Annotated in this window: 22 protein-coding genes; 10 read left to right on the plus strand and 12 right to left on the minus strand. The window is 60.8% G+C overall.

What is annotated here, in order from left to right:
* Window positions 1-2,614: PSD1 and planctomycete cytochrome C domain-containing protein (locus tag KDL09_RS14015; protein ID WP_294386199.1), on the minus strand; the 2,614-nt coding region annotated here is incomplete at its 3' end.
* A 108-nt stretch (window positions 2,615-2,722) separates the two neighbouring features.
* On the minus strand, window positions 2,723-4,039 hold the full coding sequence (locus tag KDL09_RS14020) for a membrane dipeptidase (RefSeq protein WP_294386202.1): 1,317 nt from the start codon (window positions 4,037-4,039) through the stop codon (window positions 2,723-2,725).
* Window positions 4,040-4,311: 272 nt separating this feature from the next.
* Here KDL09_RS14020 and KDL09_RS14025 point away from each other — a divergent pair, with 272 nt between their 5' ends.
* From KDL09_RS14025 to KDL09_RS14035, 3 genes are read left to right on the plus strand one after another with little or no spacing between them, the layout of a single operon-like run.
* Window positions 4,312-4,728 (plus strand): DUF6210 family protein, encoded by a 417-nt coding sequence (locus tag KDL09_RS14025; protein WP_294386205.1) that lies wholly within the window; start codon window positions 4,312-4,314, stop codon window positions 4,726-4,728.
* 13 nt (window positions 4,729-4,741) lie between these two features.
* Window positions 4,742-4,984 (plus strand): hypothetical protein, encoded by a 243-nt coding sequence (locus KDL09_RS14030; protein WP_294386207.1) that lies wholly within the window; start codon window positions 4,742-4,744, stop codon window positions 4,982-4,984.
* Window positions 4,956-5,774, plus strand: coding sequence for a hypothetical protein (locus tag KDL09_RS14035; protein ID WP_294386209.1), 819 nt, complete (start codon window positions 4,956-4,958; stop codon window positions 5,772-5,774). The genes KDL09_RS14030 and KDL09_RS14035 overlap by 29 nt, the downstream gene beginning before the upstream one ends.
* 29 nt (window positions 5,775-5,803) lie before the next feature.
* Here the strand turns inward: KDL09_RS14035 and KDL09_RS14040 are convergent, their stop codons facing one another.
* From KDL09_RS14040 to KDL09_RS14060, 5 genes are all read right to left on the minus strand, one after another.
* Complete coding sequence (locus KDL09_RS14040) at window positions 5,804-6,334, minus strand: hypothetical protein (RefSeq protein ID WP_294386212.1); 531 nt, start codon at window positions 6,332-6,334, stop codon at window positions 5,804-5,806.
* A gap of 103 nt (window positions 6,335-6,437) precedes the next feature.
* Window positions 6,438-8,084: a hypothetical protein gene (locus KDL09_RS14045; protein WP_294386216.1), complete on the minus strand. Its 1,647-nt coding sequence runs from the start codon at window positions 8,082-8,084 to the stop codon at window positions 6,438-6,440.
* Window positions 8,085-8,120: 36 nt separating this feature from the next.
* Window positions 8,121-9,338, minus strand: coding sequence for a cell division protein FtsA (gene ftsA / locus KDL09_RS14050; protein ID WP_294386218.1), 1,218 nt, complete (start codon window positions 9,336-9,338; stop codon window positions 8,121-8,123).
* 5 nt (window positions 9,339-9,343) lie between these two features.
* On the minus strand, window positions 9,344-10,300 hold the full coding sequence (locus tag KDL09_RS14055; RefSeq protein ID WP_294386220.1) for an FtsQ-type POTRA domain-containing protein: 957 nt from the start codon (window positions 10,298-10,300) through the stop codon (window positions 9,344-9,346).
* 173 nt (window positions 10,301-10,473) lie between these two features.
* Window positions 10,474-11,469, minus strand: a complete 996-nt coding sequence (locus KDL09_RS14060; protein ID WP_294386222.1) for a DUF1080 domain-containing protein — start codon at window positions 11,467-11,469, stop codon at window positions 10,474-10,476.
* A 73-nt stretch (window positions 11,470-11,542) separates the two neighbouring features.
* On the opposite strand from KDL09_RS14060, the gene KDL09_RS14065 reads away from it, so the two are divergent.
* Genes KDL09_RS14065 through KDL09_RS14080 form a run of 4 tightly spaced genes read left to right on the plus strand, consistent with a single transcriptional unit; the run spans window position 11,543 to window position 16,770 of the window.
* Window positions 11,543-13,339 (plus strand): RluA family pseudouridine synthase, encoded by a 1,797-nt coding sequence (locus KDL09_RS14065; protein WP_294386224.1) that lies wholly within the window; start codon window positions 11,543-11,545, stop codon window positions 13,337-13,339.
* The gene (locus tag KDL09_RS14070) at window positions 13,332-14,552 is read left to right on the plus strand and encodes an AGE family epimerase/isomerase (protein WP_294386226.1); all 1,221 of its coding nucleotides are present in this window, start codon (window positions 13,332-13,334) and stop codon (window positions 14,550-14,552) included. The genes KDL09_RS14065 and KDL09_RS14070 overlap by 8 nt, the downstream gene beginning before the upstream one ends.
* Window positions 14,553-14,610: 58 nt before the next feature.
* Window positions 14,611-15,663, plus strand: a complete 1,053-nt coding sequence (locus KDL09_RS14075) for an ATPase, T2SS/T4P/T4SS family (protein WP_294386228.1) — start codon at window positions 14,611-14,613, stop codon at window positions 15,661-15,663.
* Between the two features lie 12 nt (window positions 15,664-15,675).
* On the plus strand, window positions 15,676-16,770 hold the full coding sequence (locus KDL09_RS14080; RefSeq protein ID WP_294386230.1) for a PilT/PilU family type 4a pilus ATPase: 1,095 nt from the start codon (window positions 15,676-15,678) through the stop codon (window positions 16,768-16,770).
* 78 nt (window positions 16,771-16,848) lie between these two features.
* Here KDL09_RS14080 and KDL09_RS14085 read toward each other — a convergent pair whose 3' ends face one another.
* The 4 genes from KDL09_RS14085 to KDL09_RS14100 form a co-directional block, all read right to left on the minus strand.
* Window positions 16,849-17,484: a phosphatase PAP2-related protein gene (locus KDL09_RS14085; RefSeq protein ID WP_294386232.1), complete on the minus strand. Its 636-nt coding sequence runs from the start codon at window positions 17,482-17,484 to the stop codon at window positions 16,849-16,851.
* Window positions 17,481-18,689, minus strand: a complete 1,209-nt coding sequence (locus KDL09_RS14090) for a 1-acyl-sn-glycerol-3-phosphate acyltransferase (protein WP_294386234.1) — start codon at window positions 18,687-18,689, stop codon at window positions 17,481-17,483. The genes KDL09_RS14085 and KDL09_RS14090 overlap by 4 nt, the downstream gene beginning before the upstream one ends.
* Before the next feature lie 66 nt (window positions 18,690-18,755).
* On the minus strand, window positions 18,756-19,931 hold the full coding sequence (locus KDL09_RS14095) for a PQQ-binding-like beta-propeller repeat protein (protein ID WP_294386238.1): 1,176 nt from the start codon (window positions 19,929-19,931) through the stop codon (window positions 18,756-18,758).
* 8 nt (window positions 19,932-19,939) lie between these two features.
* Window positions 19,940-20,809 carry an RluA family pseudouridine synthase gene (locus KDL09_RS14100; RefSeq protein WP_294386241.1) on the minus strand — a complete coding sequence of 290 codons (870 nt, stop codon included), beginning with the start codon at window positions 20,807-20,809 and terminating at the stop codon, window positions 19,940-19,942.
* A gap of 80 nt (window positions 20,810-20,889) precedes the next feature.
* Between KDL09_RS14100 and KDL09_RS14105 the strand changes: the two genes are divergently transcribed.
* On the plus strand, window positions 20,890-21,462 hold the full coding sequence (locus KDL09_RS14105) for a c-type cytochrome domain-containing protein (RefSeq protein ID WP_294386243.1): 573 nt from the start codon (window positions 20,890-20,892) through the stop codon (window positions 21,460-21,462).
* Between the two features lie 2 nt (window positions 21,463-21,464).
* Here the strand turns inward: KDL09_RS14105 and KDL09_RS14110 are convergent, their stop codons facing one another.
* Window positions 21,465-21,899, minus strand: a complete 435-nt coding sequence (locus KDL09_RS14110; RefSeq protein WP_294386246.1) for a YkgJ family cysteine cluster protein — start codon at window positions 21,897-21,899, stop codon at window positions 21,465-21,467.
* Window positions 21,900-22,077: 178 nt separating this feature from the next.
* Between KDL09_RS14110 and KDL09_RS14115 the strand changes: the two genes are divergently transcribed.
* Window positions 22,078-24,660, plus strand: a complete 2,583-nt coding sequence (locus KDL09_RS14115; protein WP_294386250.1) for a protein kinase — start codon at window positions 22,078-22,080, stop codon at window positions 24,658-24,660.
* Window positions 24,657-25,067 (plus strand): SufE family protein, encoded by a 411-nt coding sequence (locus KDL09_RS14120; RefSeq protein WP_294386253.1) that lies wholly within the window; start codon window positions 24,657-24,659, stop codon window positions 25,065-25,067. The genes KDL09_RS14115 and KDL09_RS14120 overlap by 4 nt, the downstream gene beginning before the upstream one ends.
* Window positions 25,068-25,134 lie beyond the last annotated feature (67 nt).

Consider the following 25,134-nt stretch of genomic DNA (forward strand, 5'->3'; position numbering starts at 1 on the left):
CCGCGGCGAAGCGCTGGGCGAGATCGACTTCGTCCGGCTTCGGATCGCGGGCGAGAACGCGATGATACAGCGCGCGAACGGCCTCGGAATCGAGCGTGGTGCCGTTTAGCGGCGTCTCCTTGGCGATGGCATCGGCGCGGGCGCGCATGAAGGGACTGTTCATCAGGAACAGCGCCTGTTGCGGCACGGTGGTGTTGAAACGCTGCGGGCTGTGGCTGTCCGGATTCGCGAAGTCAAACATCGCAGGCACGCTGGCCTGGTCGTAACGATCCACCTTCAAATAGACCGTGCGGAAGGTGTCGGCGTCCTTCGCGTTCAATTCGACCGCACGTCCGCCATGCTTCGCGGTGTTCAGTTCGCCGGTCGCGGCGAGCAGGGCGTCGCGCATTGTCTCATAGTCGAGGCGCTGGCGGTTGAAGCGGCTGAGCAAGTCGTTCTCGGCATCCTTGGTGAGCTTGTCAGGCGTGGCATGGCTGCTCTGCTGATAGGTGCGGCTGGTGAGGATGAGCGTGTGCAGCTTCTTCAAGCTCCAGCCGTTTTCCATGAAGGTCGCGGCGAGGTAGTCGAGCAGTTCCGCCTGCACCGGCTTTGGCGTCTGCACGCCGAAGTCGCTCGGCTGCGAAACGAGCGGCTTGCCGAAATGCTGCATCCACACGCGGTTGACGATGATACGCGCGGTGAGCGGGTTGTCCTTGCTGGCGATGTGCTTCGCGAGTTCGAGGCGACCGCTGCCATCGGTGAACTTCTCTCCGCCGAACATCGTCAGCCACGCACGCGGCGCAGGATCGCCTTGGCGCGCGGGATTGCCGCGCACGAAGACGCGCACGTCGCTGGGCTTCGGCTTGTCGAGCATGACCATCGCACGTGGCGGCGCGCCGGGATGCGTGCTGTCGAGCTTGGTGCGATCGTTGCCCAGTTTGACGACCGTGTCGAGATCCTTGCGTGTGAAGAAGGTGTTCGCATCCTCGACCGGAACCGACATGGGCGAGAGCTTGTCCTGCATGAGCTGGCGAACCGGCTCGCTCGGGTTCGAGAGAATGATCTGCGCATACGTCGCCGCGACATCCTTCATCGACTTCGGTGGTGCCTTGGCAAACGTGGCCGCAACCTCCGGAGAACATCCGCTTTCAGGTTTCGCGAGTTCCTGCGCGACGGCGACCGCCTTCGCGGCGAATTCGCCCGCCGGCAGATCGGCAAAGCGCTTCCAGGCGACCATGGCGGCGTGCGGTTTCGCATTGAGCGCGTAGCGCTTTAAAAAGTCACGCCACTGACCCGCCACCTTGTCGCGCAGCTTGAGCTGGCCGGCCTTGCCACGAAACGCGCTCGAATCTGCAATACCGACAGCCTCCTGCGCAAACGTGAGATACTCGGCGAGGCGTTCAGGCTTGCGGATGTCCTCATAAACCGTGCGCTTGAAGTCGAGCTCCTTCTTGTTGATCTCCGCCACCTTCGCCTCGTAGTCCTTTCCATCCTGTTCGTTTGGGGCCTTGCCGATGATCGGAAACACGGTGTCGTCCGGCTCCTCGCTGCTGTTGAGGATGCTGTACATCGCGTAGTAGTCGCGGCTGGGGATCGGATCGAATTTGTGATCATGGCAGCGGGCGCAGCCGACCGTGAGGCCGAGCAGGCCACGGCCGATGACGTCGATGCGGTCGTCAGTGATGAGCACGCGGTCGTTGATGAATCGCTCGCCCACGTTGTAGAAACCGAGCGCGGCGAGATCCGGCGAGTTCGGCGTGGATGCCGTGAGGCGATCCGCCGCGAGCTGATAACTCACGAACTTGTCATACGGCATGTCCTCGTTGAGCGCCTTCACGATCCAGTCGCGATACGTGTAGGCATACGGGTAGTAATTGCTGCGCCCGGCCACCTGATAGCCGTTCGTGTCCGCGTAACGCACCACATCGAGCCACGCGCGCGCCCAGCGCTCGCCATACGCGGGTTTCGCCAGCAGTTCCGGCACCAGTGTTTTGGGATCGCGATTCTTCTGCAGTTCGTCGTAAGTCGGCGGCAGGCCGGTCAGGGTCACATAGAGACGGCGCACCAGCGTGGCGAGATCGGCAGGAGCCGCGAAGTCCAGACCGGCGGCCTTGAGCTTCGCTCCGACAAACGCATCGATCGGATTGCCGCTGAACCCGGAGGGCAGCGCAGGCTTTTTCACCGGCTGGAAGGCCCAGTGCTGCATCGGATCGGACTTCGGCACGGCGTGATCCACGATCGCAGCCTCGGCCGGCCATGGCAGGCCCATGCCGATCCATTTTTCCAGCGCCGCGATTTGTGACGCGGGAAGCTTGCCGCCTTTTTTGGGCATCGCCTCGACACCGGCGACGTGATTGATCGCCTTCACGAGTTTGCTCGCGCCCGGATTGCCCGGTTCGACGACCTTACCGTAGTCGCTGCCGCGGATCACCGCATCACGCGAGTCGAGACGCAGGCCGTTTTGATGCTTGTGTGCGCCATGGCACTCCTGGCAGCGCTCGGCGAGCACAGGGCGGACGTTTTTCTCAAAAAACTCGATCTGATCGGGCGGGAACGTCTCCGCTGCAAAAGCATGCGAGCACGCAACGGCAAGGCCGCCCAAAACAAAGAAGGGAAACTGGAAACGCAGGGTCATGTGGGGGTTCGGAAGCGTGATCCTACATCAACTGCCTCCAAAAACCAAACGCGCAGGGATCGGACCACCTTGCAAACGGCAAAACGCGCCTTCGAAACCGCAAAAAGGTCACACCTGATTCGCTTTCAGCACGCGCAACATGTTGCCGCCGATGACTTGGCGGATGGCGTCATCACTATGGCCGCGCATGATCATGCCGAGGGTGAAAAGCGGCCAGTTGGACCAGGCGACGCTCTGCTCGGCCTCGATGGAGGTGCGGTAGTCGTCCTTCGGCCAGAGGTGTTCCCAGCGATCCGCCGGGCCGCCGGGGGCTTTGAGGAGCTTGGAGCGTTCTTCTTTGTCAAAGCGGGAGATGTAGGCGGTGTCGCAACCGATGGCGGCATGTTTGGCACCAAATTTTCTGATGACGTGATCGAGGTGATCCATCAGTGCCGTGATGTCGCCTTTGCCGCCGAGGAAACGGGGAATGCAGCACATGCCGACGAGGCCGTCAGTGTCACAGATCGCCCTGATGGTGTCGTCCGGCTTGCCGCGGAAGTGCTCATATACGCCGCAGCAGGTCGTGTGGCTGGCGACCATCGGCTTGGCGCTCGCTTTGGCGGCGTCGAAGGCCGTTTTCCATCCGCTGTGTGCCACATCGATGATGACACCGATCTTGTTCATCTCTGCGACGGCGGCGTGGCCGAAGTCGCTCAGGCCGCCGTCGTGTGGCTCGCCCGCGCCGTCACCGATCGGATTGCGGCGGTTGTAAGTGGCGTGCATCATGCGCGTGCCCAGTTCGTGGAAGATGCGGATGAAGCGCAGTTCATCGCGCACGCTTTCCCAGTCCTGCATGAGCGGCACACCGTTCGTCGTGAAGCAGAGGCCGACATTGCCGGCCTTTTTCAGCGCCACGATTTCGTCGGCGGTGACGACCTTGGACAATGCAGGTTTCATCAAATCCGTCGCCTTGGTGAAATGCGCTAGGCGTTTGATCAGTCGCATCGGATCGCTGCCTTCCTCGCCGGTGTTTTGGAAGATGCAGGTCACACCGGCGGCGTGGAAGGCGTCGAGAAACTCCTTCCGCTCACGCTCGCTCGTCGCGTTGCGATTCATCGACATGGATTCGCGTAGATCCGCGACTTCACCTGCCGACGCGCCCGCCTTGATCGCCTCGTTCATTGCATCCGCATCGATCGCACAGCGCGGCGCGAAGCCGTAGCTCTCAAACACGACGCTGCCGAAATGAAGCTCCCACGCGTGTTCGATCTGCGCCTGCGTGGGTTTCAGCAGGTTGATCGCCACCTCGCGTGGCTTGTCGATGGACGGGTTCCCGGTGATCCAGGACTTCTTCGCCTCCTGCGAGCGAACGTGGATGTGAAAGCTGCTCGCGAGAGTGGCGAGCGGAATGGACTGGAGCAGGCGGCGGCGGGAAAACGCATTCATGGCAGGAACAAACGCAATCCGCGCGCGGTTTCACCGGCTCTGATGCAGATTTGCCGTTTGCTTTGCCGGTAGGGACCTGGCGTTTTGATCGCTCAATCATCCCGGGATGGGCTCTGCGTCCCGGCTTGCCCTCGCTCGTTCTTTTCTTATTTGCGTGACAGTCCCCTTTTCAACAAGGATGAGTTTGAAAACGTCCGTCGTCTGATCGATCCATGGATTGCTTCAAGGCATTTGGTTGAATTGCCGCGTCCGAAACAACAAGGAGATTCCAGATGAGCCAGCCTCGCTTCACCATCGATCTCTGGGACAATGACCTTCCCGGGTTGATCATAGCCTGCAAGAGCGGCGTGACTTATACCAACCAAGTTGGTGGCTACGCATGCCGGCATCCCGAGATCGAAGGTGTGTTCGTTCCGCTGCCAGGAAGCATGAGTGAGAAGCTCGATGCTCATTTCACCGGACCCAAGTGGTGTGGGCATTGTTACGACGCCATCGATGACGAAACCGCCAGCACTGTAGACGAAATACTGGCCGAACTTGCCTTTGTGAGCACAACGGTTCGCGTGGACCGGAAAAAACTGGCGGATTCCTGTGAGGCCTGGATTTGGGTCACCATCAGCTCGAACGGTTATCTATGGCCCGGGCTGTCAGAGGAGAATGGCGTCCTGACCTGGGGAAACAGCGACTGACTTGATGCCTCCCATGATGTCCTTTGCACGCCTTCTGATGCGCCTCGGCCCGCTTGTCATGCTGGCCGCCGGTTTGGTGTGGCTTGCATCCCAGTTCGGCTGGCTTGTCGAAGCTTCCCGCTGGGCGCCGTATGCGGCGGGTGCCGGACTGCTGTTGTTCATGTTGGGTTCCAACATTTTTGTCCGCCGCAGCTCCGGTGTGCGCCCGCTCAGACCAGAACACTCCCGTGAATTTGAAATCCGAAAGCACAAGTGAAGACGGAATTCTGTTTGAATGCCAGGCCTGCCGCGAGCAGCCGTGTACACCACGCCTCGACGACTTGTCTGCGTGGGCGAAGCTGTGCGGCTACGACAGTTCCTGCATCAGGCTGTTGGAGGAATGGGATGAACCTGAACGGGTGGAAGTGACGAGAGAATCTGGCTGGCTTGCAAAGTTCGGGTGGCTCAGCTCCCGGTGGAGCGCACGCAGACTACGTGTTGCCGCTGTGCAGCCTCCGTTTTTCAATGCCACACCCGAAGCGGGGAAAAGTTACGTTGCGTGTGTGCACCATCCGTTCATCGCTAAAGAGATCGGGCATTTTTGGTTTCTCTTCCAGCCTTCCTTCAGTTTGATTTACGGGTGGGATCATTGCCCGGAGGAGATCTACAGCAGTCATCTCCTCCATGTCGCGTTCAATCGCGTGCTGCACCGCGAAGAAAAATTCGCACTCATTGTCGTGACCGTTCAGGAGATGATCTCAGTGCCTGCCATTCATGAAGTCCTGCCCGAGACATCCGGAGAGAAGCCATTCGGCATGTTCGACAATAATTTCGCCCGACGTTCGTGGTGGGAGCGCTGGCTGTGCTACATTTTTGTCTATTGGGATCCCGACAGTGACGAGGGTGCCTGGTGGTTGTTCCGTCAGGATGAGTTTTATGTGGAGGAACCACGTTTTCGTCTTGTTTTGCTGGGTCACCGAGGGTTGCACGACTCGCTTGTGTGGGCCGGCAACCACCGCCTTTCTGCCGCCGAGGCCGAACAGTTGAGCTCCTTCATGCAGCGGTGAGAGACCAGAGGTGCAAGTGCCGGGCCAGATCAGTCCGTGACTTCCGGCTGTGAGTCACCACCGGATTTCAGGTCAAGTTCACGCTTCCATTCCTGCAGCTTGTGCCGCAGAGGCTCCATCCCTTCCCAGCCGAGTGCCATGTCGAGATAGACCCGCTCATACTTGCCTTCCTCCAAGGTAAACAGGATCACCAGTGTCCACTCCGCCTCCTCGAGCTTCCTCAACATGCACAAAGTTACCGCCAGTTTGAAAAGAAGCGCCGGATGATTCGGATGCACCTTTAGATCCTCCTCAATGCGCCTGTGTGCTTCATCAAAGCGGCCCAGAAACAGCAGCATGGCGTTTAAGCGCAACCTGTGACCTATCTCGTCTGGTTCGTGGAGAATCAGCACCTCCAGGCAGCGAGCCATCTCCTCGCGATTGTCTGAGACCTCCCACACGTCCAAGTAAGCTTTCACTACATCCGGATGGGTCCGGATTTTCTCGTCGGTGATCTTGTCCAGCTCGGCTTTCGCCTCCCGCCAGTTGCACAGCGCGAGCCATCCTTCGGAGGCTTCCAAGCGACGCTTGTCCGGCCAGCCGGACGCTTCGCCAGCGGGCGGGTCTTCGTCCTCACTCATGGAAAACACCTCACGAAAACGGCGGCGGACGCCGCTTCAGGACTTACCGGCGCAGCTTCTTCTTCAAACGCATCCAGGTCGGCACGTCGAGATCTTCGCCCTGAACGATGGAGGGCTCGGTGTCTTTGAAGCGTCCGCGGTCTTCCTCGCCGAGGCTGAAGGTCTGCTGGGCGTCCGAACCGGACTTGCGTGCAATGATGGTGGTGGCGTTGATCGTCGTCGCGGACTGCTGCTGGGGCTCGTCGAAGGAAATAAGATCGTCCTGCGCCGGAGCGACCTCGGTCTGCAAGGTGACGCTGCGTGCAACGACGGAGGCGAGGGTGGATTCCTTGCCGGTGCGGGCGGCATCAGCAAGTTCCTTGGCCATCGGAGTGCGCACTGGAATGCGAGCGGTTTCGGGGATGGACTCAACCACGGGTGCGGACGGCTCTTCGGCAACAGGCTCTTCCTGAGCAAGCACTGGCTGCTCCTCAACTTCAGGCTCCTGTTCCACCGTCTGATCTTCGATCATGGAAGAAGGTGCCTCAGCGGTGATGGTCGCGATTTCCTCGGACTTGAAGAGCAGGTCTGCGGACGCTTCTACCGGTGGAGCATAGGGAGATGGCGCTTTCTTGATGGGAGGAGCTTCGCGTTTCGGAGCCGGTGTGGGTGCTTCGGCACGTGGCTGGAGCATTTCAGAAGGCGGTGCCGCAGCGGCGTGGGCGTTGAGCTGGTTGAGCCCCAGCGAACTGATGAGAGTGACGGCAATCGAGTCACCAAGCTTTGCATCGACACCGAGGCCGAAGAGAATGTGGGTCTGGTCGGGCACATGGCGGCCCAGTTGCTTCATGACTCCTTCAACTTCGACGAGCGTGAGCGATTCGCCACCTGCGACATGAACGAGAAGATTCTTTGTCTGATGCAGGAGACGGCCGGAGTCGATGAGCGGGCTCTTGAGTGCCTTCTTGAGCGCTTCGACACCGCGGTTCTGACCACGGGCTTCGCCGAAACCAAACAGGCAGCGACCGTTGGCGTTGGCGAGTGCGGAGGTGAGATCATCGAGACCGAGCTTCACCAGACCGGGAGTGGTGGTGATGGTGGAAACGGCGCGCAGGCTCTGCGCGATGAGCTGATCAGCCTGGTTGAAGGCCTTCTGAATGCCGTCCTTGGGCAGAATGAGTTCTCCCATGCGGTTGTTCTCGAACAGCACCAGAGCGTCCGCGCGTTTCTGGAGCAGTTCGAGCGCTTCCTCGGCCTGGGCGAGACGGCGACGGCCTTCAAAACTGAAGGGCATGGTGGCGACGACCAAAACTAGGGCACCGGTGTTCTTGGCAATCTCGGCGATGACGGGAGCCGCACCGCTGCCGGTGCCGCCTCCCAAACCGGCGCTGATGAAGATGATGTCATGGCCTTCGACCGCCTCGCGCACCTGTTCGCGAGAGAAAAGAGCGGCTTCGCGTCCGAGGTCCGGATCTCCTCCGGCGCCGATGCCTTTCATGAGCTCGGCTCCCAGCTGGATTTTGTGCGGCGCCATCGAATGGCCGAGCACTCGCACATCCGTGTGAGCGCAGACCAGGGTGGCATCCACGATGCGATCCAAAGTGATTCGATCGACAACATTAGAACCTGCGCCGCCGACACCGACGATGCAGATACGAGGCGCGCTGTTATCGGCGCCTTCGGGAGACTGGGTGCGGTCGTATTCTACCATAATGGTGGGATGGTTGAGTTTGGATGGAGTGCTGCGTTAAAGAGTGACGGAAGAAAGAAGTTCCTGCATGCGTCTGCCGAGTCGTTTCAATGGGGAGAGAAAGGGCTTCTCACTGTCCAGAATTTGCGCATATCGAATGAGACCGATCGGAGCAGAATACTGTGGATTCTCGAAAGTGGCGGTGATTCCGCTGACGGGAGCGGAACCTGCGCGGGTGACCTTGATCCCAAACACTTCTCTGGCCACCACGTCAACGCCTTTCATCAGACTGACACCGCCAGTGAGAAAAACGCCGGCGCCCAGTCGGCCGAGGTGATCTTCGATTCGCACACGCACCTGGGTAAGGATTTCCTTGGTGCGGAGATTCATCACCTCATTCAAAAAGGCGCGCTCGACCTCGCCGAGAATCAGGCCGGTGTCGTCCTCGATGCTGAGCATCTCGCCTTCCGGCACTTCGTCATACAAGACGCTGCCTTCCTCGACCTTGAGACGCTCGGCGCGGCCGTTCGGAATCTGAAGCGCCATCGAGACGTCGTTGGTGATGTGATCACCTCCGAGCGGCACGCAGCCAGAGGCGGTGATCATGCCGTCCTCATAAAGGACGTAGTCACAGGTGCCCGCGCCAAAATCAATCATGAGCGCGCCCTGCAGTTTCGCCTCACGGGTCAGCACGACCTGCGCGGCGGCCACGGGATTGAACACCACGTCCTCCACTTCGAGAGGGATCTCGCGAACGCAGCGGATCGCATTCTGTACACGACCACGGACGCCGTGAATGATGTGATAATCCGCCTCCAGCACACGGCCTTCGCGTCCGATCGGCTGTCGCACAGCTTCCTGGCCATCGACGATGTACTGACGCGTGACACTGTGCAGGAATACGTTGGACTGAGGGATCGAGACGCTGCGTGCGATCTCCTTCGCCTCTTCAACATCGTCCTCGGTGATCTCGGTCTGGTCATCCGGCAACCGATGACGGCCGCGGTTGTTCAGGCTCTCAATGTGTGCGCCGGTGACGCCGAGGAAGACATTACGGATCATCACGTCGCTGCGGTCCTCCGCACGCACGAGCGCATCGTTCACGCAGGTCTGCACTTTTTCAAAATCAACGATTTCGCCTTTGCGCACACCGCGCGACGGGGCCTGGCCCACGCCGAGAATCTTGATGGCGCCATCGCGCTTCGCCTCACCAACGACAACGCAGATCTTGTGCGTTCCGATTTCGAGTCCTGCGTAGATCGTGCTCTTGGCCATGGGGTTCAGCGTGCGGGTGGGGAGGAGGCGACGTCCGCCAGAGTCAGCCCGGTGACATCCGGTGTTTCATGAAAAGTGGCGGGGGTGTTGATGCGAGAAATCAGATTGAGCGTGGCCACGCGCCATTTGCGCTCACGCGCCTCATGCATGAAGCGGTCGAAACGTGCGAGCTGGGGGTCAAGATCATCGACACCAAAGGTGATCTTCGCGTCACCATTGAAGTGAGCCACCAGCGACCACGGATTGGGAATCTCAATCACCTCGAGCGCCACCTGCCCTTCTGCGGCGCGGCTTTGAAGCTTTTCCATCAAGCGCAATGCGGCATGCACCTGCAGGTCCTTCGAAGGCCTGCCAGGAACCGCCTCGCTGAGTTCTGGAAACTGAATCCGCGGCATCGCGAGGTAATCCTTGGTGATCACATCGCAGGGCACCAGCGCACCCTCAGCATCGATCAGGCATCCTTTTCCCGTGAGGGGGCCGAGAAGCTTGTGTTTGGGGCATTCAATCCACGCGACCGGCAGACGCTGCACCACATCGAGCGTGAGCATTCCGTGGTAGTCGCGATGAATGACCGCCGATTTCACCTGCGGCAGCCGCTCAATCTTCGCACGCACCTCACGCAGGTTCATCGTGAGCAGGTTGGTGTCCTCGGTAAGACCTGTGGCGGAAACAATCTGCTGGCGGGTCAGCGTGCCTTCGGTGTTCACGACGACCGTCTTCAGCAGGAACTGCGAGTTCTTCTCCAAAGCCTCATGCCACGTCACCCAGCCGACGCCGATGACGATCATCGCCGCGATCAGCCACATGGCCGTGCGGAAACCGCGACGGCGACGCTCGACTGCTTCATGTTCACGGATGACCGGAGACTCCGGCTCGTAGTCGATGACGTGCGTGTCCTGGCCCTTGCGCTTCCTTGCAGGACGCTTGGCGGACTTTGAAGAGCCTTTTTTCGCAGTGGGCATGACAGGCGAACACAGTTTCCAGCACGGGAGGCGGCCGGGACCGGGTAGTTAATAGGCCTTAAATAAAGGATTCCCAGTCCGATTGCCATAATTATTCGCGAAAAAATGCGACCCTTGTATTCACAACCGGAGAGGTTGTTCACAGTTTTGCCGTTGCAGTAACCGGAAGATTATTACCTCCTCACCACCCAGATGTTTCGATAGCGCACCGGATTGCCATGGTTCTGGAGGTAGATCGGACCGGGAGTGTTGTCTTCCTTCTTGGGTGCCGACGTGGTCGTCCCGGGCAATTCTTGGTTCTCGTGAATGGTCACGCCGTTGTGTTTGACCGTTATTTTCGCGTTCACGGTCTTCTTGCCTTCGCCGTCGTATTTCGCGGCCGTGAAATCGACATCGTAGGTCTGCCAGGTCAGCGGTGGCAGACACATGTTCACCTTCGGCGCCGCGATTTTATAGAGGCCGCCGCATTCGTTGTCCTTCCCTTCGAGAGCAAAGCTGTCCAGCATCTGAACCTCGTAGCGTCCTTGAAGGTAAAGGCCGCTGTTGCCGCGGCCCTGACCACGCGCATCGGGCATGTAGGGCAGCAAAAACTCCACATGCAGACTGCAATCGCCAAACGTGTCCTCGCTGGTGATGCCCTGCTCCAAAGCGCCGATGGTCTCATCCACGCGCGACTTCGGAAAACGGTTCACGCCTTTCCCATCGAAGAGCACCACCGCGTTTTCTGGCGGCAACGCGCCGAGCGTCGGCGAACTGCGGTCACTGCGATTGAGTTCCATCACACGCACGCCATCGGCGTTGTTCACCAAAATGCTTTGGCCGTCCGCGTCGGCCTCGATGGAACCGTCTTTGGCCGTGAAATGCGCGGCCTTGCCACCTTCCGCACGCTCTCCAACGGTGCGCGTCACCTTTTCACGATCACCGTCCCATCCGGCACCCGGAAGACCGCCCGGAAAACTCACGGCCTCAAACTTCCCGCCTCCCTGCGCCCAGATTTGTACTCCGAACGTCTTGTCGTCGAGCTGGCCGGTGTACTCGCCCTGAATCGGAAAATCTGCGTCGGTCTGGGCGGGGTCGGTGTAGGCCTTCGGCTTCGGCGGCTTGGGGGCGGCAGGCTGCTGGGCTTGAACGAGGGTGACGGCAAAGAGAGCGGTGAGAATGAGGCGCATGACGGTCGAACGACAAAGAAGGGTGACGAATTGCATTCGCAGCGCACGGATTCATGTGCTTTTTCCTCCGCCCATGCCAGCCACCGCAGTCATCACGAACATCTCCTGCTATCAATTCGCCGAGCTTTCTGGTTTGAAGGAACTGCGCGCCCGTTTGCTGGAGCTCTGCAAGGGCTGGGGGCTGAAAGGGACGATCCTGCTGAGCACGGAAGGCATCAACATGTTCATCGCCGGTGCACGGGAGAACGTGGACGCGCTCGTGGACGAACTGCGCGGTGTTCCCGGCCTCGAAGGGCTGAAACCCAAATATAGCGAGAGCGCTGAGCAGCCGTTCCGGCGCATGCTGGTGCGCATCAAGAAGGAGATCATTGCGTTCGGCGTGGATGGCATCGAGCCTGCAAAGTACACCTCGCCGCGCCTCGAACCGAAGGTGCTGAAGCAGTGGCTCGACGAAGGCCGCCCCGTGGTGCTCTACGACACGCGCAACGACTACGAGGTAAAGCTCGGCACCTTCAAAGGTGCGGTGGTGGCCGGAATCGATCACTTCCGCGACTTCCCGAACGCCGTGCGTCAACTGCCGCCTGAAATGAAGAAGGCCGAGGTAGTCTCTTTCTGCACAGGCGGCATTCGTTGTGAGAAAGCGGCGCCGTTCATGGAGCGCGAGGGCTTCGAGCATGTGTGGCAGCTTGAAGGCGGCATTTTGAAGTACTTCGAAGAATGCGGTAGTGCGCACTACGACGGTGAGCTGTTTGTCTTCGACCAGCGTGTCGGCGTCGATCCCGGTCTGCATGAGACTGCATCGTCGCAATGTTTCGCCTGCCAGACGCCGCTCACGGCGGAGGAGCAGGCGGACCCGCGCTACGTCGAGCATGTTTCCTGCCCTTACTGCTTCAAAACCACCGAGGAGCAGCATCGCGAGCAGATCGAGAAACGCCACGCTGCCATCCGTGCCGCCACGACTCCGCTGCCGGGCAGCGTGCCGTATGATCACGAACGTCCGCTGCACATTCCTGCCGCGTGCGATCAAAAGACAGTCGTCGATGCCTTCGATCACGTCATGCCGCACATCGGTCGCGAAGTGTGGCTGCAAACCGCGCAAAACGGCCGTCTCACCGACAAGGATGGCAACCCCGTTTCCGCAGATCACATCGTGCGCGCGGGCGAGCACTACCTTCATCACACTCCTGCCATGCGTGAGCCCGACGTGAACCCCGACATTCGGGTGCTGTTTGAAGACGAGGCCGTCCTCGTGCTGAACAAACCCGCACCACTACCCGTGCATGTCGGCGGACGCTTCAACCGCAACACGCTGCAATACATCCTCGACATCGTCTGGCATCCGCTGCGTCCGCGTACCGTGCATCGTCTCGATGCGAACACGACGGGCGTCATGGTGCTGTGCAAGACGCAACACTTCGCGCGCCTTGTGCAGCCGCAGTTTGAGCGTGGTGAAGTCGAAAAAGTGTATCTCGCCCGCGTGCAGGGACATCCGCAGCAGGATGAATTCACCTGCGACGCACCGGTGAGTGCCGAAGCCGGCAAACTCGGCGGCCGTGCCGTCGAAGAAGGCGGCAAGGAGGCGAAGACCGAGTTCCGCGTGCTTCAACGCGATGCCGACGGCACCGCGCTGCTCGAAGCACGACCGATCACCGGCCGCACGAATCAGATTCGCATCCATCTCTGGCATCTCGGCTTCCCTATTGTCGGTGATCCGGCCTATTTGCCCGGTGGCGACGTGGGAGAGACGCAAACCCTCGCCGTGGGTGATCGCCCGCTGTGCCTGCATGCCCTGCGCATCGCATTCAATCACCCTTTGTCGAAGGAACGCGTGACGTTTGAGGCAGACCGGCCAGAATGGGCGCATGCCTGACAACCTTGCCGATCCCGATTACCGCCATAAGCTGAATGCGCTCTACCGCGACACGCTTCTCCATGACGTGATGCCGTTTTGGATGCGTCACGGCATGGATCGTGAACACGACGGCATCATCACCGCACTGGATCGCGATGGTTCGATTCTGGACACGGACAAGAGCATCTGGTTTCAGGGACGCGCGGCGTGGATGCTGTCCACGCTCTACAACACTGTGGAAAAACGCAGCGACTGGATCGAGGCGGCGGGATCGTGTCTGGCGTTTTTGGAGAAGCATGGTTATGCGACGGACGGAAAGCTGTTCTTCACGGTCACGCGCGAGGGCAGGCCGCTGCGCATGCGACGTTATGTGTTTAGCGAGGCCTTCGCGGCGATCGCACACGCGGCCTATGCGAAGGCAACGGGAGATGAGAGCTATGCAGAGCGGGCGAAGAAGGACTTCGCGACTTATTTGAAGCACTCGTTCGAGAAAGGCCTGATGCAGCCGAAGATCGAGCCGAACACGCGGCCGATGATGGGCATTGGCGCGTTGATGATCGGCATTGCGACCGCGCAGGAGCTGCGGGTGAACCTAGGTGACGTGAAGATCTCCGGCCACACCTGCTCGGAGTGGGTGGACCGTTTCATCCTGGAGATTCAGCAGTTCTTTTTCAAACCCGACATCGGGGCGCTGATGGAGATCGTCTCGCCCGACGGATCGATCATCGACGGCTTCGATGGACGGACGCTGAATCCTGGACACTCGCTAGAGTGCGCGTGGTTCATCCTGCACGAGGGCCGCTGGCGCGGGGAGAAGAGCTACATCAGGCTCGGGCTCGACATTCTGGACTGCATGTGGGAGCGCGGCTGGGATGCGGAGCATGGCGGCATTTTCTATTTCCGCGATGTTTTTAACAAACCGGTGCAGGAATACTGGCACGACATGAAGTTCTGGTGGCCGCACAACGAGGCCGTCATCGCCACGCACCTCGCCTGGCACATCACCGGCGAGGAGAAGTACGCGCAGTGGCACAAGCAGGTGCATGACTGGAGTTTTGCGCACTTTCCGGACACGGAGCACGGCGAGTGGTTTGGCTATCTGCACCGCGACGGCTCTCCATCGGTCACGCTGAAGGGAAACATATGGAAAGGGCCGTTTCACCTGCCGCGCATGCTGTGGTACTGCCACCGGCTGCTGGAGCAGGACGATCACGCCAAAGAATCTGCGTAACGAAACACTCAGCATGGGCTTGAGCCTGTGAGAAGCTCCCGCTAGCTTCCTCACCACCATGGCCATCTCCCTCGACGACATCCTGCAAGCCGCTGAAGAACACAAGGCGAGCGACGTTTTTCTCCAGGAGGGCGAGGTGCCGCGGATGAAGATCAATGAGCAGCTCATGATCTTTGGCGATGAGCCTCTGCTGCTGCCGCAGATGGCCGGACTGTGGCAGGCCTGCGGCGGCGACACTCTTCATGACACGGACAAGGACTCCGGTCTCGTCTCCCGCTCGCACGTGCGCTTTCGCGTGAATCTGCACAAGGTGCTGGGCCGCATGGCCGCCGTGTTGCGCCGCATCCGCACGGACATACCTGCGCTGAATTCACTGGGCGTTCCAGACTGGCTGCTGCAGCGCTGGGCGCAGCGGCAGAACGGCATGATCCTCGTCACCGGCTCCACCGGCCAGGGCAAATCCACCACGCTGGCCGCCGTGCTGCAGTGGATGAACGAAAACATCGCGCGTCATGTGGTGACGATCGAAGACCCGGTCGAGTACATCTTTGCCAACAACCGCTGCCTCTTCACCCAGCGCGAGGTGGGACGCGACACGCCCGACTTTGCCCGCGGTCTGCGCAGCGCCATGCGCCAGGCTCCGGATGTGATTTTTGTGGGGGAAATTCGCGACTACGAGACGGCGCTGACCGCGCTCCAGGCCTGTGAAACGGGTCACCTCGTGCTCGCCTCGATGCACTCGGCCAATGTCTCCGAAACGATGGAACGCTTCGTGAACATGTTCCCGCCGGAGCAGATGGGCATCGGTCTGCATCTGCTTTCGCATCAGTTGATCGGTGTGCTGTGCCAGAAGCTCGTTCCGAACGTGCAGGGAAAACTCTTCCTGCTGGCCGAGCATCTGGAAAACGGTGGCGCCGTGCGTGACTGGATCGCAAAACGCAGCGTGTCGGAGATCGTGGACTACATGAACCGCGGCAGTGATCCCAACACCCGTACCTTCCTCCATTCCATCGTGACCGCATTCCAGGCCGGAATCATCTCCGAAGCGGAGGCCGTTGGCGCCGCCGGCAGCGAAGCTGAATTCCGCCGCGCCGCTCGTGGCATCTCATAACCTTTCCTCACCATGCGCTCCCACGATCTCATCGAATACCTCTCCATGGTCATCAATCAGGGAGGTTCGGACCTGCATCTCAGTGTGGGCGCACCGCCCACCGGACGCATCTTCGGCCAGCTTCAGCCGCTCACGGAGGATGTGCTGGATCCCACTGACATCCGCGACCTCGTCTTTGGCGCCTTGAAAGAAACGCAGCGCGCCAGGCTGGAACAGGACTGGGAGCTGGACTTCGCCATTCAGGTGGAAAACCTCGGACGCTTTCGTGGCAACGCCTGCTACGTGGTCGGCCAGATCGAGGCATCCTTCCGCTTCATTCCCGAACAGATTCCCGAACTGCGAGATCTGGGCCACGGACCCACGGTGGAAACCCTTTGCAACCTCCGTGACGGACTGATCCTCGTCACCGGCACCAGCAATTCCGGCAAGACCACCACGCTCAGTTCGATGACCCAGCACATCTCACGCGAGCGCCAGGTGAACATCGTCAGCATTGAAGATCCCATCGAGTACGTTTTCAAACACTCGACCGGCCTCGTGCGCCAGCGCCAGGTGGGCACCGACACGCACTCCTTTGCACAGGCCTTGCGCAGCGCCCTGCGGCAGGACGCAAATGTGATCGTCGTCAGCGAGCTGCGCGATCTCGAAACCATCCAGACCGCTCTGACCGCGGCCGAGACCGGTCATCTCGTCATCAGCACCCTGCACACTCAGGATGCTCCCTCGACCGTCATGCGGGTGCTCGATGCATTTCCTGAAGACCAGCAGGACTTTGTGGCCTCACAGCTCGCCAACTCGCTCAAAGGAGTGATCTGCCAGAACTTGATGCGGCGCCAGGACCAGGATGGACGCGTGATGGCCTCCGAGATCATGGTGAACAATCAGGGCATCGCCTCCTGCATCCGCTCCCGCCGCTTTCCCCAGCTGCCCAGCCTGATCCAGATTGGTGCCGCCGACGGCATGCACACGATCGATGACAGCGTAACGCACCTCGCGATCCACGGCTTCATCTCGCTCGACGACGCGCTGCTGCGTGCGCGTGACAAGGATTTCGTCAATGCCGGTTACGAGCGCAAGATGCGCGAGCGCGAGTCGAAGAGGCGCTGAGACTGGATGTGGAAAGCCTTCGCGGGAAGTTTTCAGCCCGTTCCTCTTTCCGCTGCAGATGACGAAGCAACGAAGCCATCAGTGGAGCCACGCATCCACCGCGGGCGAGATGTTTCCCGCGACTTGATAGGCAAAGAAGGCCACCGCAGCTCCGGCGATCACGTCCAGCGTGTAATGCGCTCGTAGCACCAGGACGGTGGTCATTTCACCCACGGCGATCACGGCCACGACAATGCCAAGCCACAACGGGCCGACGTGCGCGATTTCCAAGGCGCCGAGCACCGCCATCGCCGTGTGGCCGGAGAAGAAAAAGTCATTTCCCACCTCGTAAGTCACCAGCAGTGACGGACAGCCGGGATGCCGCCAGATCATGCCCGGAGGCGGCGGCAGGGTGCAGATGGCCTGAGAGAGCTGCCGCATGCCAAACAGGATCAGCAGGGCGATGAACGGTGCAAAGCTGCCGCCAAACACCGCGAGTGCGATGACTGAAAGCGCGAGCGCATCGATGAAGAACGAGCTCACGATGAGCAGCCGGTTTGCCGCACGATCGTTTTGACTCAACCAGCCGTGCCAGTGGGTGGTGAGATCGTGAATGAGATCGCCCAGGCCGTGACGCGGCGTGCTTTTGCGGGCGATGAGGGCCTGTGTCCAATGCCAGGCGACGAGGGCGAGGATGACGACACCTGCACGAATAAGGATGGGTGTGAGGTTCATGAGCGGCGATGGGTGAGGGATTCGGTCATGAGCGCTTCGAGGCGCTGACGGATTTCGAGCGTGACAGGGTCGGCGGGCAGGCCGCGCGGACGTTCGGGGGAGACTTCGATCGCCTCGCCGATCATCACGACCGCGCGCATCGGCGCATGCGGCCGTGCCACGTCGGTGAGGTCTTCTTCAAAGCGCTCCACGGTTTCCAGCAGGCGTTCCGGCGCCTCCGAGGTGTCGAGATAGCTGCCGGGATAACAGTGCAGTTGCTGCACGAGATAGAGATCGGCCATGTGACGCCAGCGCGCGGCTTTGTCGGCTTCGGAAATGGTTTCATCGAGCAGATCAGGCATGATGGCCGTGCGCAGTGTCTTGATGCGCTCCATCGTGTCCTTGCCGTTACGCGGCGCTTTCAACCATCGCTGTTCCAGCGGTGAGAGCAGATGGTCGATCAGTGTTCCGACCCGTTCTGCGAGCGATCCGCTGCGGGTCGCGCCTAGATACTCGATCTCTTTGAGGTAGAGCAGCGCTTCACCCAGTTTCGCGATGCGTTCGCGCACGGGAAGATGCGTTTGCGGCTGCCAGGTGAGTTTGGTTTCGATGTCTTTGAGAACCGGACGCAGGGTGGACTCGAGATCACCCTCGAAGAAGTATCGGAGGAAGGTCGGATGGATCACCACCTTGCGTTTCGGGTCGATCTTCGTGGCCATCTTGGCACCCAGTCGCGCCATGAATGCCACGCCGTCCATGAGGTTCGCCAAGTGATCATTGCTGCGTGTGATGAATCCTTCGGGAAACACCACCAGCGGACGTCGGGCCTCGCCGAGGATCTGCGTGGCATGATTCAGCGATTCGCGGTCCATGCCTTCGCGGAACATGCTGAAGCCGCCCATGCGCGGCAGCAGAAAGGACTGCACGCGGCTTTGATGGAAAATGTGCCAGCTCGCCATCGTGCTGAAATCGCAGCGCACATGCGGTCGTATCGCCTGGCCGATCACCATCGGATCGCAGGGGCGGCAGTGATTTGCCGCCAGCAGGACGCCGTGACCTGCGTTCAACGAGTCGCGCAACCGCTCTGCGCCGAGGCATTCACTGGACTCGATGCCATGGGTCTTTTGCAGATGTCCTGGCAGCCAGAGATGGACCAGCGCACTCCAAAAGCGACTGTTGCGGGAGGGGATGAAACGGTAGGGCTTGTCGATGATGAGCTGTTGCATGACGCAACGGTGCTCATCCTGACGCCATTCCTCGAATCGATAAAAGCCGAGGTTGTATTGATGAGGTCAATTGACGCTCAGGCAGGCCATGTCGCCTGCGGCATTGCGTACGTAGATCCGGCCGTTGGCCAGCACGGGGGCCGTCCAGCAGCGGCCTTTGAGCACGGGAGTGCGGGAGATGGGCTCCAGTTTGGCCGGATTCGCCTTCGCGATGATCAGTTCGCCTTTGGCCGTCATGATGATGAGTTTGCCATCGGCGGCCATCAGCGAGCAGAAGCCGGTTCCGGCGTCGCTCCATTTCTCCGTGCCGGTGGCGAAGTCGATGCACTTGAGCGAGGACGATTTGCTTTCATCGCCGTCGCTGCCGTAGAGGTTGCCTTCGATGAGCACGCTGGAGTTGAACTGGTTGCGCATCACGCGGCTGCGCCAGACTTCGGCCGGTTCGGCGGAGGCGAGGTCGAGCACGGCGCAGCCCTTGTTGTAACCGGAGGAGATGAAGAGCTGCGTGCCGCTCAGGATCGGATCGGCGGCGTTGACGCCGTAGCTGGTGGACCAGGTGTGCTCCCACAACACCGTGCCATTGGCGGGATCGACGCCCTTGTAGGCGCGTCCCGAACTCAGCACGACCTGCGCCTTGCCATTCACGGTGATCGGATACGGCGTGCAGTAGCCGGAGCTGTTCTTCTCGGAGGTCCAAAGCGTCTTCCCCGTGGCCTTGTCGAGCGCCGTGCCTCCTTTGCCAACGTTCAGGATCAGCTTCTCTCCATCGACGAGCGGCGATCCGGCAAAGCCCCAGTCGGGAATGTCGGTGCCGGTTTCCTTCTGGATGTTCTTCTGCCACACGATCTTGCCGGTGGCCGCATCGAAGCAAAACACATCGCCCCAGCGGCTGAGATGATAAGCTTTGCCGCCTTCGATCGTCGGCGTAGCGGACGTGCCGCCTTCGTAGTATTTGTCGCCCAGATCGGCGGCGTAGTCGTGCTTCCAGATCTGCTTGCCGCTCGTCGCGTCGAAGCAAAACACGGTGTCCTTGTCATCGGCATGACCCGTCGTGTAAACGCGGCCGTCGGCGACAGTGAACGATGCGAAGCCGATGCCTATCTGCGCCTCCCAGAGCTTCTTCACCTCCGTGCCTGCTAGTTTCTCCGGGGAGATGCCATCATGGTTTGGTCCGCGCCAGATCGGCCAGTCGGCGGCCTGGGCGAGGGTGGCAAAAGCGACGAGGAACAGCGTGTATTTCATGCAGATGGTTATTGGACGAGCTTCATTAAAACGCCCGGCAGCGGCAGCTCGAAGAACATTTTTTCCTCGGTCGCCGGATGGACAAAACGGAGTTCGCTGGCGTGGAGGGCGAGGCGGCGGGCAGGATCGGTGACGGCGCCGTAGGCTTTGTCGCCGACGATGGGGTGGCCCATGTCGGAGAGGTGGACGCGGATCTGATGGCGGCGGCCGGTTTCGAGCTTGAGTTCGACGAGTGTGTTGTGGTGCGTGCGTTTGAGGACCTTGAAATGGGTGACGGCCTCGCGGGTGTCGTCGCCCGGCGGGACGCTGCGGACGCGGAGGGAGAATTCCTCGTTGAGATGGCAGCGCAGCGTGCCGGAGTCACGTTTGATGACACCTTCGACGACGGCGAGGTAGGTCTTGTCAAACTTGTGCCAGTTCTGCTGCAGGATGCGCTTGTAGGGCTGGGTCTTGGCAAAGACGATGAGGCCGGAGGTGTCGCGGTCGAGGCGGTGGACGATCCAGACGCGGTTGCGTGCGTCGGTGGCGCGGACGTGATCCGTGAGGGCGGAGTAGGCGGTGCGGCCCCGGCCGGAATCGAGCGCGACGGTGAGCCAGCCGGCGCCTTTTTCGAGGACGATAATGGCCTCGTCTTCATGTACGATGCGGAGTCCGGCGGGCATGGGGGCCGCTTTCACACGGGGGGCGCGTTCGACCCGGATGGCGATCTTGTCGCCGGGCTTGAGGGCGTGGTCGTGGCGGGTCACGGCGTGATCATTGACGCGGACGCTGCCGAACTTGAGCCACTGCTTGATGCGCGTACGCTTCGTGTCCGGCCAGTTCTCAAAGAGAAAGGGCAGGAGTTCTGCGGCTGCGGTGACGGTGCGATGCTCGGGCATGGGGTCTCATGCCACGGAAAAAAGAAGCTGGCTAAGGAAAAGCGGGGTGGCACGTTCTTGCTGACCTCAAACGCGCGCCCATGTCCCTGCTTCGTCCCATCCTGCTCATTTCTCTCCTTCCGGTTTCCGCCGGGTTTGCGGCGGACTTCAAAAGGGACATTCAGCCGATTTTGGAGAAGAACTGCTATGAGTGCCACAGCGTGAAGACGGGGAAGAAGAAGGCCGGCTTTGTGTTCGATGACCTGGAGACCTTCAAGCTGGACATCGCCGACAACGACGTGGCGCAGATTCGGCCCGGCAAGCCGGCGGAGAGCCATTTCCTCGAGATCATGATCAACGACGGCAAGAACCACATGCCGCCGAAGGACCAGCTCTCCAGCAGCGACATCAAGAAGATCACAGAGTGGATCTCCGAGGGCGCGAGCTTTGACAGCGGGGCTCCGAAAATGACCGCCGCTCCGGCGAAAAAAGTGCTGCCGCCGATCATGAGCTGGACGAATGCCGAGGGGAAGACCATCAAGGCGGGTTTTGTCCGTCTGGACGGCGAAAACGTGGTGCTGAAGATGCCACTGAACGCCGCCGAGGTGGCCTATCCGCTGGCGAAGCTGTCCGAGGCCAGTCAGAAGCTGGCTCGCGACTGCGCGGCTCCCTGATTCTACATTTCCGCGAGCGCAGAACTCACGGCAGCTTCGAGCGGGCGCGAACCGTTTCCGCCAAGTCGCTCATCGAGTGATTCGAGGCGTTGGATGAGATCGGCCACATGTTTGCGCGGGTACATGCCGCCGGCCTCGGCGCAGAAGTGTGTGCGACAGCCAAAGGGGCGGTGGGCATAGATCGTGCAGCGTCCGTCACGTCCGAGAAGCGGGCAGGCGCCGTCGGGATGGGGTTTGAGCACCTTGCGTCCGCTGGCGCTGACACCCCGCGCTGCATAAAGCGCCTCGCCTTTGGTGAGCATGGGCGTGTGGCCTGCGAGCCTGAAATGACAGCAGCCGGTGCGCATCCCGCACTGGCGGGGCAGGGGACGTCGCTCCAGCTCGGCATAGATCGCTTCGATCTCGTGGCGGTGGTCGGGCTGCTTGGGGTTTTTCATGCGGCGTGCATTCAGCATGGAGGCGCTGGCCTTTGTGGCACGCGTTTTTTGCAAACCGGCATTTGAGATTTGAGATTTCTCATTCTGCCCCCATCGTACGCGCCCGTGATGGTGCTTCTGCCCAGTTTCCGTGCCATCCGGGGTCAACCTTCCTCCCCTAGAGACAACTGAAGCACGCATGAGTCTGCCCGAAATCGCCGGACATGAATTGCAGGACCTGATCGGCAGCGGGCGGTGCGGGGCCGTGTATCGGGCGGTGTCGTCGAACGGCAAGGCCTGTGCGGTGAAAGTGTTCAGTTCGATGGCGATCAACCGCAAGGCGCTTGCCACCGCCTTCCGTGCCCTGCAGCAGATGCCGCATCATCGCGGCGTGCTGCCGGTGGAGAACTACAGTTTCGACAAGACGCCCTATTTCTGCGTGATGCCGCTCGTCGGCGTGATGACAAAGGACAGCCACGGCCGCCGCCAGTGGCAGACGCCGACGCTCGAGTCCGCCTGCAACGGGCTGCCACCTGAGCAGGCCTGGCGCCACATCTATGAAGTCGCGGATGCCCTCGCCTGGCTGCACAAGCACGGCATCCCGCATGGCAACCTGCGGCCGTCGAACGTCCTGTTGGAGGACGATGTGGAGTCGTCCGTTCGCCTCACCGACATCGCCCAGGGCTGGGTGGGTGGCATTCATCATCTCGAACTCACAGATCATTTTGTGCACCTCTGCCCGGAACAGGCGGAGAATCCGGACGGTGTGTTCGCAGGTTACGGTCCCTCGTGGGATGTGTACAGCTTCGGCGTGCTGGCGTATCGCCTGCTCAACGGCATGCTGCCACGTGGCGCGGAGATGTGGGACAGCGAGGTCGAACGCGCGCGCCAGCAGGCGGCGGCGGGGCTCGCGGCGCAGATTGACAGCAACGAACTGCTCAGCGCGGTCAAAATGCAGCCCAAGATCGACTGGCCGCATCCGGCGCAGTCGAAGTGGGAGGAGCGCCGGCACAACATCATCGAGCGAGCCCTCGATCTGAATCCCGCAGCACGCTGGGCTGACATGCGCGAGGTCGTGCGCGAGTTTGAGGTGCTCGAAAGCGACTACCTGCTAGAAGAATCGCGCGATCAGACGGTGCGCGAGCGCCAGAAGCAGGCGAAAAAGGTGCTCACGCTGCAGACGTCCGCGATTTCGCTGCTGACCATCTTTGTGCTCTGCTTCATCTACGCGTTCATGACTCTGCGGCGCGCGCAGAAGGCGGAGAAGACCATCGACAGCCTCGCTGCCAACCACAAGATCGAGCTCGACGCGCAGAAGAACATCAACACCACGGTGATGAACGAGCGCGATACCGCGCGTGCCGCGAAGGCCGTGGCGGATCAGAATCTGCAGAACTCGCAGAACGCCGTGGACCAGTTCCTCACGCAGCTTCTGCAAACACCCACCGGCAACGAGATGGAGGCGGGCTTCCAAAAGGAGCAGCTTCGGGACGCGCTCGCTTATTGCATGAGAGGATTGCCCACGCTGGAGGCGTCACCCGCGCTGGGAGTCGAGCGTCTGCGCGCCTATGGCAACATCGGCCAGTTGTACCTCAAGTTGCGCGACACCGCTCAGGCGGTGTCTTATCTGACCAAGGCACGTGCGCAGGCCGCCGAACTGATCCAGAAAGGCCAGGGCGAAGAAGCGCAGATCGCGCTCTATCAGCAGTGGCTCGGTCGCTACAGCCTGCTGCTCTCCGACATTCGCGGACATGAAGGTCGTCATGTGGAGTCGCTGGAACTGCTCAAAGAGGCTACGGTGAACCTCGACAAAGGCCTCGCGGCCGATCCGAAAAACCGTCTCGCCCGCAACGAATGCGCACGCGCCTGGCTGGAATACGGCCTGCGCACCCTGCGCAACGGTGATGTGGACGATTCCGAGAAGGCGCTCGCCCGCGTGCCGATGATTCTCGATCCGAAGCTCATCGGCCACGACCTCATCAACGACGAAAAATTCCTCCTCGCCCGCGCCAAGTTCGCCAAGGGCATCAGCCAGCGTGATGCGGGCAAGATCGAGGACGCGCTGAACACGCTGATCGACTCCGTGAAGGACATGGGCGAGCTCGTGCTCGGCAGCAGCCCGCGAAATCAGGATCAGGCCCTGCTTCTGGCCGAGGCCTACACCGAGCTGGCAGAGCTGATTGGCCGTCACTTCAGCGGAGCGGATGCCAAGGAGGCGCACAATCAGGCCGTGCCCATCCTGCTCGAGCTGATCCGCCTGCTGCCGGAGTGGGCTGAGGTGAAGTATCTCCTCGCGCGAAACTACGGCGCGCTCGCCTCCCTCGCCCGCGATGCTGGAAGCCCGAGCGAGGCCTCCAAGAAGAAACAGGATGCCATCGAACTCGTGAACGAGATCCTCGCCGACGACAAGGACAACGCACGTTACGGATTCCTGCAGGCCAAACTGCGCGGCGAGTACGCCGAACTGCTCGCCGACAGCGGCAAAACGACCGCCGCCATTCCGATCGCGAAGCAGGCGGTGGAATCGCTGGAGGCGCTCATCAAGGCGCAGCCGCAGTCGGACAAGCTCACGCCCGAGCATCGCATGTGGGCCAGCCAGCTTGCGCAGCTTTACGGCTCGCTCGGCCATACCAGCGAGAAGGCCGGGAACAAGACCGAGGCCAGGGCCGCATTTTCCAATGCCGTGGCCATCTGGGAAAAACTCGCCGGTGCCATCGCCAACGACGAAGCCATTCAGAACGGTTTGAGCTGGAGCAAGGGACGTCTCGCGAAGCTGAAATGACCCTCGCGGAGAAACAGCAGTCGCTCATCGACGACCTAAACATCATCCACGACCCGCACGAGCGTCTGAACGCCGTCGTCTCACGCGGTGCGGGGATGAAGCTGGACTCGGCTCACAAGATCGACGCGAACCTCGTCCCCGGCTGCGTCTCCCGTGTCTGGCTTCATGGCGAACTTGTGGACGGCCGTGCGCATTTCGTCTGCGACGCCGAGTCTCCGATGGTCAAAGGGCTCGCCTCGCTGCTGTGCGAGCTTTACGATGACACCGTCCCAGCCGAAGCCGCAGTCATCGAACCACAGGTCTGGGAAGCCTGCGCCTTCACCAAGATGCTCTCCCCGACGCGTCTGAACGGCCTCGCCAACATGCGGAAGAAGATTCGCGAGATGGCGGAGGGCTTCGCCCAATGACGAAACCAGAATGAGGAATGACGAATCAAGCTCCAATGAACACGGAGCATGCCCCATTGGGGTTTGA

Source organism: Prosthecobacter sp., assembly GCF_020439865.1.
In the GTDB taxonomy this organism is placed as follows: Bacteria; Verrucomicrobiota; Verrucomicrobiia; order Verrucomicrobiales; family Verrucomicrobiaceae; genus Prosthecobacter.

What these genes read in the sequence shown, in the direction of transcription:
- KDL09_RS14095 (WP_294386238.1), bottom strand. Translation starts at nt 19,931, where the DNA reads ATGAAATACACGCTGTTCCTCGTCGCTTTTGCCACCCTCGCCCAGGCC.
- KDL09_RS14055 (WP_294386220.1), bottom strand. Translation starts at nt 10,300, where the DNA reads ATGCCCACTGCGAAAAAAGGCTCTTCAAAGTCCGCCAAGCGTCCTGCA.
- KDL09_RS14120 (WP_294386253.1), top strand. Translation starts at nt 24,657, where the DNA reads ATGACCCTCGCGGAGAAACAGCAGTCGCTCATCGACGACCTAAACATC.
- KDL09_RS14030 (WP_294386207.1), top strand. Translation starts at nt 4,742, where the DNA reads ATGATGTCCTTTGCACGCCTTCTGATGCGCCTCGGCCCGCTTGTCATG.
- KDL09_RS14110 (WP_294386246.1), bottom strand. Translation starts at nt 21,899, where the DNA reads ATGAAAAACCCCAAGCAGCCCGACCACCGCCACGAGATCGAAGCGATC.
- KDL09_RS14020 (WP_294386202.1), bottom strand. Translation starts at nt 4,039, where the DNA reads ATGAATGCGTTTTCCCGCCGCCGCCTGCTCCAGTCCATTCCGCTCGCC.
- KDL09_RS14115 (WP_294386250.1), top strand. Translation starts at nt 22,078, where the DNA reads ATGAGTCTGCCCGAAATCGCCGGACATGAATTGCAGGACCTGATCGGC.
- KDL09_RS14065 (WP_294386224.1), top strand. Translation starts at nt 11,543, where the DNA reads ATGCCAGCCACCGCAGTCATCACGAACATCTCCTGCTATCAATTCGCC.
- KDL09_RS14060 (WP_294386222.1), bottom strand. Translation starts at nt 11,469, where the DNA reads ATGCGCCTCATTCTCACCGCTCTCTTTGCCGTCACCCTCGTTCAAGCC.
- KDL09_RS14080 (WP_294386230.1), top strand. Translation starts at nt 15,676, where the DNA reads ATGCGCTCCCACGATCTCATCGAATACCTCTCCATGGTCATCAATCAG.
- KDL09_RS14100 (WP_294386241.1), bottom strand. Translation starts at nt 20,809, where the DNA reads ATGCCCGAGCATCGCACCGTCACCGCAGCCGCAGAACTCCTGCCCTTT.
- KDL09_RS14045 (WP_294386216.1), bottom strand. Translation starts at nt 8,084, where the DNA reads ATGGTAGAATACGACCGCACCCAGTCTCCCGAAGGCGCCGATAACAGC.
- KDL09_RS14085 (WP_294386232.1), bottom strand. Translation starts at nt 17,484, where the DNA reads ATGAACCTCACACCCATCCTTATTCGTGCAGGTGTCGTCATCCTCGCC.
- KDL09_RS14070 (WP_294386226.1), top strand. Translation starts at nt 13,332, where the DNA reads ATGCCTGACAACCTTGCCGATCCCGATTACCGCCATAAGCTGAATGCG.
- ftsA (WP_294386218.1), bottom strand. Translation starts at nt 9,338, where the DNA reads ATGGCCAAGAGCACGATCTACGCAGGACTCGAAATCGGAACGCACAAG.
- KDL09_RS14105 (WP_294386243.1), top strand. Translation starts at nt 20,890, where the DNA reads ATGTCCCTGCTTCGTCCCATCCTGCTCATTTCTCTCCTTCCGGTTTCC.
- KDL09_RS14090 (WP_294386234.1), bottom strand. Translation starts at nt 18,689, where the DNA reads ATGCAACAGCTCATCATCGACAAGCCCTACCGTTTCATCCCCTCCCGC.
- KDL09_RS14025 (WP_294386205.1), top strand. Translation starts at nt 4,312, where the DNA reads ATGAGCCAGCCTCGCTTCACCATCGATCTCTGGGACAATGACCTTCCC.
- KDL09_RS14075 (WP_294386228.1), top strand. Translation starts at nt 14,611, where the DNA reads ATGGCCATCTCCCTCGACGACATCCTGCAAGCCGCTGAAGAACACAAG.